Annotated in this window: 10 protein-coding genes; 6 read left to right on the top strand and 4 right to left on the bottom strand. The window is 71.0% G+C overall.

Features of this window, described 5'->3' with window-relative positions; genetic code table 11:
• Window positions 1–103: 103 nt before the first annotated feature.
• A complete protein-coding gene (locus TSO221_RS34090; RefSeq protein ID WP_109122897.1) occupies window positions 104–1,282 on the bottom strand; it encodes an ABC transporter substrate-binding protein in 1,179 nt (392 codons plus the stop codon).
• A gap of 230 nt (window positions 1,283–1,512) precedes the next feature.
• Here TSO221_RS34090 and TSO221_RS34085 point away from each other — a divergent pair, with 230 nt between their 5' ends.
• The 5 genes from TSO221_RS34085 to TSO221_RS34065 all read left to right on the top strand — a co-directional run bounded on the left by TSO221_RS34085 (window position 1,513) and on the right by TSO221_RS34065 (window position 5,732).
• Window positions 1,513–2,553, top strand: a complete 1,041-nt coding sequence (locus TSO221_RS34085; protein WP_109122896.1) for a cupin domain-containing protein — start codon at window positions 1,513–1,515, stop codon at window positions 2,551–2,553.
• Between the two features lie 4 nt (window positions 2,554–2,557).
• Window positions 2,558–3,271 (top strand): fumarylacetoacetate hydrolase family protein, encoded by a 714-nt coding sequence (locus tag TSO221_RS34080; RefSeq protein ID WP_109122895.1) that lies wholly within the window; start codon window positions 2,558–2,560, stop codon window positions 3,269–3,271.
• A 113-nt stretch (window positions 3,272–3,384) separates the two neighbouring features.
• Entirely contained in the window at window positions 3,385–3,852 is a 468-nt protein-coding gene (locus tag TSO221_RS34075) for a MarR family transcriptional regulator (protein ID WP_199229749.1), read from the top strand.
• A gap of 15 nt (window positions 3,853–3,867) precedes the next feature.
• A complete protein-coding gene (locus TSO221_RS34070) occupies window positions 3,868–4,437 on the top strand; it encodes a hemerythrin domain-containing protein (protein ID WP_109122893.1) in 570 nt (189 codons plus the stop codon).
• A gap of 95 nt (window positions 4,438–4,532) precedes the next feature.
• A complete protein-coding gene (locus TSO221_RS34065; protein WP_109122892.1) occupies window positions 4,533–5,732 on the top strand; it encodes a 3-hydroxybenzoate 6-monooxygenase in 1,200 nt (399 codons plus the stop codon).
• A 288-nt stretch (window positions 5,733–6,020) separates the two neighbouring features.
• On the opposite strand, the gene TSO221_RS34060 is transcribed toward TSO221_RS34065, so the two are convergent.
• Window positions 6,021–6,890, bottom strand: a complete 870-nt coding sequence (locus tag TSO221_RS34060) for an amidohydrolase family protein (protein ID WP_109122891.1) — start codon at window positions 6,888–6,890, stop codon at window positions 6,021–6,023.
• Window positions 6,891–6,919: 29 nt separating this feature from the next.
• Window positions 6,920–8,689: an acyl-CoA dehydrogenase gene (locus tag TSO221_RS34055; RefSeq protein ID WP_109122890.1), complete on the bottom strand. Its 1,770-nt coding sequence runs from the start codon at window positions 8,687–8,689 to the stop codon at window positions 6,920–6,922.
• Between the two features lie 152 nt (window positions 8,690–8,841).
• Here TSO221_RS34055 and TSO221_RS34050 point away from each other — a divergent pair, with 152 nt between their 5' ends.
• Window positions 8,842–9,447, top strand: coding sequence for a MarR family winged helix-turn-helix transcriptional regulator (locus TSO221_RS34050; protein WP_109122889.1), 606 nt, complete (start codon window positions 8,842–8,844; stop codon window positions 9,445–9,447).
• On the opposite strand, the gene TSO221_RS34045 is transcribed toward TSO221_RS34050, so the two are convergent.
• Entirely contained in the window at window positions 9,395–10,156 is a 762-nt protein-coding gene (locus TSO221_RS34045) for an SDR family NAD(P)-dependent oxidoreductase (protein ID WP_109122888.1), read from the bottom strand. The genes TSO221_RS34050 and TSO221_RS34045 overlap by 53 nt on opposite strands.
• Window positions 10,157–10,288: the final 132 nt, after the last annotated feature.

Here is a 10,288-nt window from a genome sequence, read left to right as displayed (position 1 = left end):
AAAGGGGGGGGGGGGGGGGGGGCCCCCGCCAGGATCCTTGGCCTTACCCTCACCCGGCCGCTGCGCGGCCACCCTCTCCCGGGACGGGAGAGGGTTCGTTCCCTCACTTCATCCTGCACTCGCCGACGTAGGCGTCCTGGTGCTCCTTCAGGACCGGGGCGACGTAGGCGTTGACCGCACGTCCCTTGCCGTCCTTCACCACCTGGTAGAGCGCGTAGTCCTGGATCGGGTAATGGTTGGCGTTGAAGCGGAAGGCCCCGCGCACCGACTCGAACCGGGCGCCCCCGATCGCCTTGCGCAGCGCCTCGCGGTCGGACAGCTTGCCGCCCAGCGTCTTCACCGCCGCGTCGAGCAGCCGCGCGCCGTCGTAGCCGGTCGCCGCGGCCGGCGACGGGATGCGGCCGTAGGCGGCCTCGAACGCCGCGACGAACGCCGTGTTGGCGGCGTTCTCCGTCCCCTCCGACCAGAAGGCGGTGCTGAGCGTGCCGAGCGCCGCGTCGCCCACCGCCGGCAGGACCGTCTGGTCGAGCGAGAAGGACGGGCCGTACAGCGCCACCTCCCCCTTCAACCCGGACTGCGCGTATTGCTTCAGGAAGTTGATGCCCATGCCACCGGGGTAGAAGAAGAACACCGCCTCCGGCCTGGCCTGGCGGATGGCGGCCAGCTCGGCCGCGTAGTCGGGCTGGTTGAACTGGGTGTAGACCTCGCCGACGACCTTCCCCTTGTAGAAGCGCTTGAAGCCGGCCAGCATGTCCTTGCCCGCCGGGTAGTTCGGCGCCAGCAGGTACGCGGTGCCGACGCCCTTCTGGGTCAGGTAGGCGCCCATCGCCTCCGGCACGTTGTCGTTCTGGAAGGCGACGTTGAAGTAATAGGGGCTGCACCCCGCCCCGGCGAGCTGCGACGGCCCGGCGTTGATCGACAGGTAGACCGTCTTGTTCTCCAGCACCGGCTTGGCGACCGCCAGCAGCACGTTGGAGAAGTTGATGCCGGTGACGACGTGCACCTTGTCGCGCTCCAGCATGCGCTCGGCCAGCTGGACGCCGACGTCGGGCTTGGCCTGGTCGTCGCCCTGGACAATCTCGACCTCCGCCCCGCCGAGCTTGCCGCCGGCCTGCTTGACGGCGAGCTGGAAGCCGTCCAGCAGCTCCCGCCCGAGCACGCCCTGCGGGCCCGAAAAGGTGGAGATGAAGCCGATCTTCAGCGTGTCCGCCGCCGCCGGCGCGGCGGCCAGCGGCGCCGCGAGCGCCAGTGCCAACGCCACGCCCATCGCGCGCTTGTTCATGGTGTTCCTCCCATAGACCCGTTCACGGATGCGATCTGAGGCGGCCGTTCGAACGGCCTGCCGATTTTTATTGCGCAGTATGCTGACTATCAGTACTCTGCCGATCAGTACGCTGTCAATAATCAATGTGCGGCGGCGCCGGACGGCCCTTCCAAAGGGCCATCCCGAGGGGCCACCCCGATCGGGGGCTCCCGCCGAATCCGCCCAGACATCCGATGAGGAGGAAACCGATGTCCACCCAGTTGGGGACGCTCGCCGACCTGCCGGCGCGCTATGTCGAGGATCTCGCGTCCTTGAGCGTGGTGCCGCTGTGGCCGTCGCTGCGCGCCGTGCTGCCCTACGGCATTCCCAGCCGTTCCACCGTGCCGTTCGCCTGGCGCTACGCCGACATCCGCGACCACCTGATGCGCGCCGGCGAGCTGACGCCGATCGAGAAGGCGGAACGCCGCGTGCTGGTGCTGTCCAACCCCGGCCTCGGGCTGGAGCGGATGATGGCGACGCCGTCGATCTACCTGGGCCTGCAGTTGATCCTGCCCGGCGAGACCGCGCCCAACCACCGCCATTCGCCGAGCGCCGTGCGCTTCGTCGTCGAGGGCACGGGCGGCTTCACCTCGGTGGACGGCGAGAAGTGCCCGATGGAGAAGGGCGACCTGATCCTCACCCCGTCCGGCCTGTGGCACGAGCATGGCCACGAGGGCAGCGGCCCGGTGGTGTGGCTCGACGCACTCGACCTGCCGCTGGTCTACGCCATGGAAGCGTCCTATTGCATCGAGGGCGAGAAGCAGTCGATCCGCAACGCCGCCGACCGCTCGCAGACCACCTACCGCCGCGCCGGGCTGGTGCCCTACGCGTCGCTGAACAGGAAGCGCGCCGACTACCCGCTGATCCGCTTCCCGTGGCGGGAGGTGCGGCAGAACCTGCTCGACCTCGCCACCGCCGTCGGCCCGGGCGAGCCGGTGCACCTCGCCTACGTCAACCCGGAGACCGGGCAGGAGTGCCTGCCGATCCTCGGCTTCTCGGCGCAGATGATCCGCGCCGGCGAGGAGGTGGCGCCGCCGCGCCGCTCGGCCAGCAGCGTGCTGCACGTGATCGAGGGGCGCGGCGTGTCGGAGATCGACGGCACCACGCTGGCCTGGAGCGAGGGCGACACCATCGCCGTCCCCACCCACGCCACCGTCCGCCACCGCGCCGAGGGCGGCGCCCCGGCCTTCGTCTTCCACGTCGACGACGCGCCGCTGCAGCGCAAGATCGGCATCTACGAGGAGTTCTGAGTCCATGACCGAGTACGTCTTCCCGGCCCCGCCGGTGCCGGCGGTGCGGGTGAGCGGCAGCGGCGCCCGCTATCCGGTGTCGCGCATCTTCTGCGTCGGCCGCAACTACGCCGCCCACGCCCGCGAGATGGGCTTCGACCCCGACCGCGAGCCGCCCTTCTACTTCACCAAGCCGGCCAACGCGCTGGTGGAGTCCGGGGCGACCGTCGCCTACCCGCCGGCCACCGCCAACTACCACTACGAGATGGAGCTGGTGATCGCCATCGGCCGCCCGGCCTTCCGGGTGGCGCCGGAGGAGGCGCTGGAGGCGGTGTGGGGCTACGCCTGCGGCCTCGACATGACGCGCCGCGACCTGCAGATCAAGGCGCGCGAGATGGGCCGCCCCTGGGACCTCGGCAAGGGGTTCGAGGACTCGGCGGTGATCGGCGAGCTGGTGCCGGCCTCGGCCATCGGCCACCCGTCGAAGGGGCTGATCCAGCTGAGCGTCAACGGCGCGGTGAAGCAGAGCAGCGACCTCTCGGCGCTGATCTGGAGCGTGCCGGAGGTGGTCGCCCACCTCTCGCAGTTCTACCACCTCGGCCCCGGCGACCTGATCTACACCGGCACGCCGGAAGGCGTCGGCCCGGTGGTCGCTGGCGACCGGCTGGAGGGACGGATCGACGGCGTCGGCACCATCGCCCTGGCGGTCGGGCCTGCCGCCCCTGGATCGATCGAATGACGGGAGGGAAGGCCGCGCCGGAGGAGCGGAAGAGGAGCGCACGGCGCGTGGCCGGGGCGTCCGCTTCCGTGCTATCCGTGCGGCCTTCCGCCACCAGCGATGCCAGGTTCAGCATGCTGCCCGAAGAACTGCACCTCAAGCCCGGCCACCTGATCCGCCGCGCCCACCAGATCTCCGTGTCGATCTTCTTCGACGAATGCCGGGACACCGACGTCACGCCGATGCAGTACGCGGTGATGACGGTGCTGAAGGCGACGCCGGACCTCGACCAGATCACGCTCGCCCACCGGGCGGCGCTCGACCGCTCGACCATCGGCGGGCTGGCCGAACGGCTGGAGGAGAAGGGCTGGATCCGGCGCACGCCGGGCATCGAGGACCGCCGGCAGAAGCTGCTGTCGCTGACCGACGAGGGCCGCCGCGTGCTGGAGCAGATCGAGCCGGCGGTGGAACGCACCCAGCAGCGCATCCTGGCGCCGCTCGGCGCCGAGGAGCGGGCGACCTTCATGGCGCTGCTGGAGCGCGTGGTCGACGAGAACAACGAAGCGAGCCGGGCCCCCTACAAGGAGACGTCCCGGCCATGAACGAGGAATTGCGCCATGCACGTCGGTTTGCGCGTCATCCGCGATGAGCATCGCACCCTGGCGGCGGTGGTCGACGGCCTGTCCGTGCTCGCCCAGCGGATGGCGGGCGGGCAGGACCGGCCCGACTTCCCGCTGCTGGAGGCGATCATCGCCTACATCGAGGGGTTTCCGGCGCGCCTGCACCACCCCAAGGAGGACAGCGTCCTCTTCCCGGCCGTGCAGCGCCGCACCCGCGACCTCGACGACACCATCGCAGAGTTGCACCGCCAGCACGAGGAGGACTACGAGCGGGTGACGCGGCTGCGCGCCGGGCTGGCGCGCTGGCAGGCCGACCCGGCCGAGGCGGCGGCCTTCGCCGCCGACGCCCGCGACTACGCGCGCTTCACCATGCACCACATGACCATCGAGGAGAGCCGCATCCTGCACGCGCTCCCCGCCCTGCTGACCGAGGAGGACTGGACGGAGATCGACCGTGCCTTCGACGCCAACCAGGACCCGATGACCGCACCGGAGCTGACCAGCGACTACGCCAAGCTGTTCCAGCGCATCGTCCTGCTGGCCCCGGCCCCGGTCGGGCTGGGCTGAGCGGGAAAGGCGCGGCCATATAATCAGTATACTGATCGTCAGTACGCAGAGTTTAACAACCAACCAACCAACCACACATCCAAAGGGAGCGAACCATGACCGAAGCTGCAAAGTTGACCATGATCGTCGCCGGTGGCGGCATCGGCGGCCTGTCGGCCGCGCTGGGGCTGGCGAACAAGGGCTGCACGGTGACGGTGCTGGAGCAGGCGCCGCAGTTCGGCGAGATCGGCGCCGGCATCCAGATCGGCCCGAACGCCTTCCACGCCATGGACTATCTGGGCGTCGGCCCGGCCGGCCGCGGCCGGGCGGTGTACATCGACAAGCTGGTGATGATGGACGGCGTCAGCGGCGACCTCGTCGCCGAGATGCCGGTGGACGAGCCGTTCCGCGCCCGCTTCGGCAACCCCTACGCGGTGATCCACCGCGCCGACCTGCACGGCGTCCTGCTCGACGCCTGCCGGGCGCACGCCAACATCACCATGCTCACCAACCAGCGCGTCGTCGCCTACGAGACCACCGCGTCAGGCGCCACCGTGATCACCGAGGCCGGCGAGCGCTACAGCGCCGACGGCGTGATCGGCGCCGACGGCGTGCGCTCGAAGATCCGCGAGCAGCTGACCGGCGGCGACCAGCTGCGGCTGTCCGGCCACGTCGCCTACCGCGCCGTGCTGCCCATCGAGCTGATGCCCGAGGACCTGCGCTGGAACGCCGCCACGCTGTGGGCCGGGCCGAAGTGCCACATGGTCCACTACCCCTTGCAGGGCTGGAAGACCTTCAACGTGGTGGCAACCTTCCAGACCGACGTCTCCAACGTCGGCGTCAACGAGCCGGGTACCCGCGAGGAGATCCTCGGCCGCTTCGGCGACATCGTGCCGAAGGCGCGCAAGCTGCTGGAGAAGCCCACGGAGTGGCGCCGCTGGGTGCTCGGCGACCGCGAGCCGATCGAGAACTGGACGGACGGCCGCGTCACCCTGCTGGGCGACGCCGCGCACCCGACGCACCAGTACTTCGCCCAGGGCGCCTGCATGGCGCTGGAGGACTCCGTCTGCCTGGCCGACAAGATCGAGCGCTTCGAGGGCGACCTCGCCGCCGCCTTCGCCGCCTACCAGGAGGAGCGCATCGTGCGCGCCTACCGCGTGGTGCTGTCCTCGCGCATGCTCGGCAAGATCTACCACGCGCAGGGGGTGGAGCGGAAAATCCGCAACTCCGTGCTGGGCGCCAAGACGCCGGAGGAGTTCTACAACGGCCTGCAGTGGCTCTACGGCGGCACCGGCCTGTCGGCGCGGACGGTGTGAGATACACCCCTCCCCCAGCCCCGCTGGGGGAGGGAGGGACCCGCGCCACGCGCGGGAGGGTGGGGGCAATGGCCTTCGGGGTGACGGGCGCAGCCATACTTTGGCGCTCTTGCCGTTCCGCAGCAACTGGCCCCCACCCTCCCAACCTGCGGTTGGGGCCCTCCCTCCCCCGGCGGAGCCGAGGGAGGGCATGATTCAGCAATTCCCAAGAAAATGGCCGGGCGCCCAGCGGCACCCGGCCCAGGATCCGCACGTCAGGGAAGAAGCCGTGCGGGGGAACGCCCGAAATTACTCTTTCAGACCGAGCAGCCGCGCCGCGTTCTCCTTGAGGATCAGCGGCCGCACGTCGTCCTTGATCGGCAGCTTGTCGAAGTCGGCGATCCAGCGGTCCGGCGTGATCAGCGGGAAGTCGGAACCGAACAGCATCTTGTGCTTGAGCAGCGTGTTCGCGTACTGCACCAGGATCGGCGGGAAGTACTTCGGCGACCAGCCCGACAGGTCGATGTAGACGTTCGGCTTGTGGGTCGCCACCGCCAGCGCCTCCTCCTGCCAGGGGAAGGATGGGTGCGCCAGGATGATCGGCATGTCGGGAAAATCCGCCGCCACGTCGTCGAGGTGCATCGGGTTCGAGTACTTCAGCCGCAGCCCCGCGCCGCCCGGCATGCCGGCGCCGATGCCGGTCTGGCCGGTGTGGAACAGCGCCGGCAGCTTGTACTCGGCGATCACCTCGTAGAGCGGATAGGCCATGCGGTCGTTGGGGAAGAAGCCCTGCATGGTCGGGTGGAACTTGAAGCCGCGCACCCCGTGCTGCTCGACCAGCTTGCGCGCCTCGCGCACGCCGAGCTTGCCGCGCGCCGGGTCGATGCTGGCGAACGGGATCATCACGTCGCGGTTCTGCGCCACCAGCTCGGCCACCTCGTCGTTCGGCACGCGCGGCAGGCCGGTGCAGCACTCGGCGTCCACCGGGAAGATGACGCAGGCCATGTTGCGGCTGCGGTAGTACTCGGCGATCTCCGGGATGCCGGGCTGGCCGAGGTCGTTCTTGAAGTACTTGGCCTTCGCCCGCTCCATCTCCAGCGCCTCCTCCAGAAGGGGCGCGCGGCAGGACTTCTCGGCGTGGGTGTGGATGTCGATGGCGACCAGAGAGTCGACATTCATCGCGGTGTCTCCCGTGTTCACGAATTCGGTCAGGCGAAGGCGTCCAGCCCGGCACGCAGCGCGCCGGCCCCACCGGTCGCCGCGCGGGCGAGACCCGGCGCGTCGGTCAGCAGGTTCTCGGCATAGAAGCGCGCGGTGGCGACGCGGCCGGTCAGCGCCGGGTCGCCGCTGCCGCCCCGCCGCAGGCCGAGCGCGGCGAGCGCCCCCTTGGCGAGCAGCGCCCCGCCGGCGGTCAGGCCGAGCAGGCGCATGTAGGGCGTCGCCCCGGCCAGCGCCTCCTCGGCGTCGCGGGCCGGATCGAGCAGCCAGGCGGTGGCCTCCTCCAGCGCGTCGAGCGCCTCGCCCAGCCGCGGCGCCAGCGCCCCCAGTTCCGCCGCGTCCGCCCGGTAGGCCTGGTCGGCGACGGCGCGCCAGCCGGCGATCAGGGCCGCGGCCGGCGCACCGCCGCGGCGCGGCAGCTTGCGGGTGACGAGGTCGATGGCCTGGATGCCGTTGGTGCCCTCGTAGATCGAGGTGATGCGCACGTCGCGCAGGTGCTGCGCCGCCCCGGTCTCCTCGACGAAGCCCATGCCGCCGTGCACCTGGATGCCGAGCGACGCCACCTCGATGCCGGCCTCGGTGCAGAACGCCTTGGTCACCGGGGTCAGCAGGTCGGCGCGCTCCTGCGCCGCGGCGTCGCCGCCGTGCTCGGCGCGGTCGATGGCCTCGGCGGTCGCGTAGGCGATGGCGCGCCCGGCCGCGGTCAGCGCCCGCATGGTCAGCAGCAGGCGCCGCACATCGGGATGGTCGATGATCGGGCTGGTGCCGGCGGCGCCCGGCGCCCGGCCCTGCCGGCGCTCCTGCGCGAAGGCCAGGGCCTGCTGGTAGGCGCGCTCGCCGATCGACACGCCCTGCAGGCCGGTGGCGAGGCGGGCGCGGTTCATCATGGTGAACATGCAGTTCAGCCCGCGGTTCTCCTCGCCGACCAGCCAGCCGACGGCCCCCCCGTTGTCGCCGAACACCATGGTGCAAGTCGGGCTGGCGTGCAGGCCCAGCTTGTGCTCGACCCCGGCGCAGCGCACGTCGTTGAGGGCGCCCGGCGAGCCGTCCGGCCCGACCAGCCGCTTCGGCACGACGAACAGCGAGATCCCCTTGGTCCCCGCCGGCGCGTCGGGCAGCCGGGCGAGCACGAGATGGACGATGTTGTCGGACAGGTCGTGCTCGCCGCAGGTGATGAAGATCTTCTGGCCCGTGATGCGGTAGCTGCCGTCCCCCGCCGGCACCGCGCGGGTGCGCAGCAGCGCGAGGTCGGAGCCGGCCTGCGGCTCGGTCAGGTTCATGGTCGCCGTCCATTCGCCGGAGACCAGCTTGGGCAGGTAGCGCGCCTGGATCTCCGGTCCGGCATGGGCGAGCAGCGCGTCCACCGCGCCCTGCGTCAGCACCGGGCCGAGCCCGAAGGCCATGCAGGCGCTGGTGTGCATCTCCATGACCGCGGTGTTGAGCATCACCGGCAGCCCGGCGCCGCCCCACGCCTCGGGCGCCGCCACGGCGTTCCAGCCGGCCTCCGCCCATTGCCGGTACGCCTCGCGGAAGCCGGCCGGGGTGCGCACCGCGCCGTCGGCGAAGCGCACGCCTTCCTGGTCGCCCGGCCGGTTCAGCGGCGCCAGCACGCCCTCGGCGAACGCCCCGGCCTCGCCCAGCAGGGCGCGCACCAGCTCGTCGTCGAGGCTGGGAAACAGCCCGTCGCGCACCACCGCGCCCAGCCCGGCGACGTGCTCGAGCGTGAAGACGATCTCATCCACCGGTGCCGTGAACCCCATACCCGTCGCCCTCCCCGAACGCCTCTGTATTTTTCATGACAATGATGTATCATAACAATAATCGCGGTACCAGCCGCTTCCGGCCTCTGCTAGACTTTTGCCCAGCATCCCGGCGCCGCCGGCCGTACGATCACCCTGCCGAGCCCTCAGCCATGACCGAAGCCTCCCCGAAGCCGACCCGCACCCGGCGCCCGAAAGCGTCCCCGGCCGCCGCGTCCCAGCCCGCTGCCGACACCGACGCGGTGGTCGACCTCGGCCTCATCGGCGAGTCCATGGGCTTCCTGCTGAAGCGGGCGCAGATGGCGGTGTTCCAGGACTTCATCGGCACCTTCGCCGCCGCCGACATCCGGCCGGCGCAGTTCTCGGTGCTCTCGATCATCGAGCGCAACCCCGGCCTCAAGCAGACCCAGGTGAGCGCGGCGCTGAGCATCAAGCGCACCAATTTCGTCCCGCTGCTCGACTCCCTGGAGGCCCGCGGGCTGGTCAAGCGCAAGGCCGCCGCCGGCGACCGCCGCTCCTACGCGCTCCACCTCACGCCCAAGGGGCGCACCCTGATGGAGCGGCTCAACGCGCTGTGGGCCGAGCACGAGCAGCGCGTGCGCGAACGCGTCGGCGCCGACGGGCGGGCGCAGCTGCTCGACCTGCTGGCCCGCCTCGTCGAACTCGGCGATCCGGCGCTGGACGACGGCGGCGACGCCGACAGCGTCAGCGCGGCGGAAGCCGCAAAGCCCCGTCGAGGCGGATCACCTCGCCGTTGAGCGAGCGGTTCGCCACGCAGGTCAACACGAGGTCGGCGAACTCCTCGGGCTTGCCGAGGCGCTTGGGGAACGGGATGGAGGCGCCCAGGCTGGCCTGGACCTCCTCGGGCAGCCCCTGCATCATCGGGGTGAGGAACAGGCCCGGCGCAATCGCCATGACGCGGATGCCGAACTGCGCCAGCTCGCGCGCCGCCGGCAGCGTCATCGACGCCACCCCGCCCTTGGACGCAGCGTAGGCCGCCTGCCCCACCTGCCCCTCGAAGGCGGCGACCGAGGCGGTCGACACGACGACCCCGCGCTCCCCGTCCTCCAGCGGCTCCAGCCCGCTCATGTCGGACGCCGCCAGGCGCAGCATGTTGAAGCTGCCCAGCAGGTTGACGCGGACGACCCGCTCGAAGTCGCCGAGCGGCTGCGGCCCGTCGCGGCCGAGGATGCGCTTGGCGACGCCGATGCCGGCGCAGTTGACCAGCACGCGGGCCGGCCCGTGGGCGGCGCGCGCCTCGACGACCGCGGCGGCGGCGGAGTCCGGGTCGGCGACGTCGCAGCGCACGGCGAGGCCACCCAGCTCGCGCGCCAATGCCTGAGCACCGTCGACGTTGACGTCGAGCAGCGCCACCCTGGCCCCCGCCGCCGCCAGCCGCCGCGCCGTCGCCGCGCCCAGCCCGGAGCCGCCGCCGGTGACGAGCGCGGCGTGTCCCTTGATGTCCATGTTCTTGAGTTTCCTTCTAGAGCCCCAGGGTAAGTGCATTCGGCCCAATACCCCTCTCCCGTCCCGGGAGAGGGAGGGGCCCGCTCGGAACGAGCGGGAGGGTGAGGGAAAGTGCAAGGATCCTCGGCTTTA

This window comes from Azospirillum sp. TSO22-1 (assembly GCF_003116015.1).
GTDB lineage: Bacteria > Pseudomonadota > Alphaproteobacteria > Azospirillales > Azospirillaceae > Azospirillum.
Note: the sequence above shows the minus strand (reverse complement) of the source record. Positions and strands in the feature narration are given on the sequence as shown.

What these genes read in the sequence shown, in the direction of transcription:
- TSO221_RS34065 (WP_109122892.1), top strand. Translation starts at nt 4,533, where the DNA reads ATGACCGAAGCTGCAAAGTTGACCATGATCGTCGCCGGTGGCGGCATC.
- TSO221_RS34070 (WP_109122893.1), top strand. Translation starts at nt 3,868, where the DNA reads ATGCACGTCGGTTTGCGCGTCATCCGCGATGAGCATCGCACCCTGGCG.
- TSO221_RS34060 (WP_109122891.1), bottom strand. Translation starts at nt 6,890, where the DNA reads ATGAATGTCGACTCTCTGGTCGCCATCGACATCCACACCCACGCCGAG.
- TSO221_RS34080 (WP_109122895.1), top strand. Translation starts at nt 2,558, where the DNA reads ATGACCGAGTACGTCTTCCCGGCCCCGCCGGTGCCGGCGGTGCGGGTG.
- TSO221_RS34075 (WP_199229749.1), top strand. Translation starts at nt 3,385, where the DNA reads ATGCTGCCCGAAGAACTGCACCTCAAGCCCGGCCACCTGATCCGCCGC.
- TSO221_RS34045 (WP_109122888.1), bottom strand. Translation starts at nt 10,156, where the DNA reads ATGGACATCAAGGGACACGCCGCGCTCGTCACCGGCGGCGGCTCCGGG.
- TSO221_RS34085 (WP_109122896.1), top strand. Translation starts at nt 1,513, where the DNA reads ATGTCCACCCAGTTGGGGACGCTCGCCGACCTGCCGGCGCGCTATGTC.
- TSO221_RS34050 (WP_109122889.1), top strand. Translation starts at nt 8,842, where the DNA reads ATGACCGAAGCCTCCCCGAAGCCGACCCGCACCCGGCGCCCGAAAGCG.
- TSO221_RS34090 (WP_109122897.1), bottom strand. Translation starts at nt 1,282, where the DNA reads ATGAACAAGCGCGCGATGGGCGTGGCGTTGGCACTGGCGCTCGCGGCG.
- TSO221_RS34055 (WP_109122890.1), bottom strand. Translation starts at nt 8,689, where the DNA reads ATGGGGTTCACGGCACCGGTGGATGAGATCGTCTTCACGCTCGAGCAC.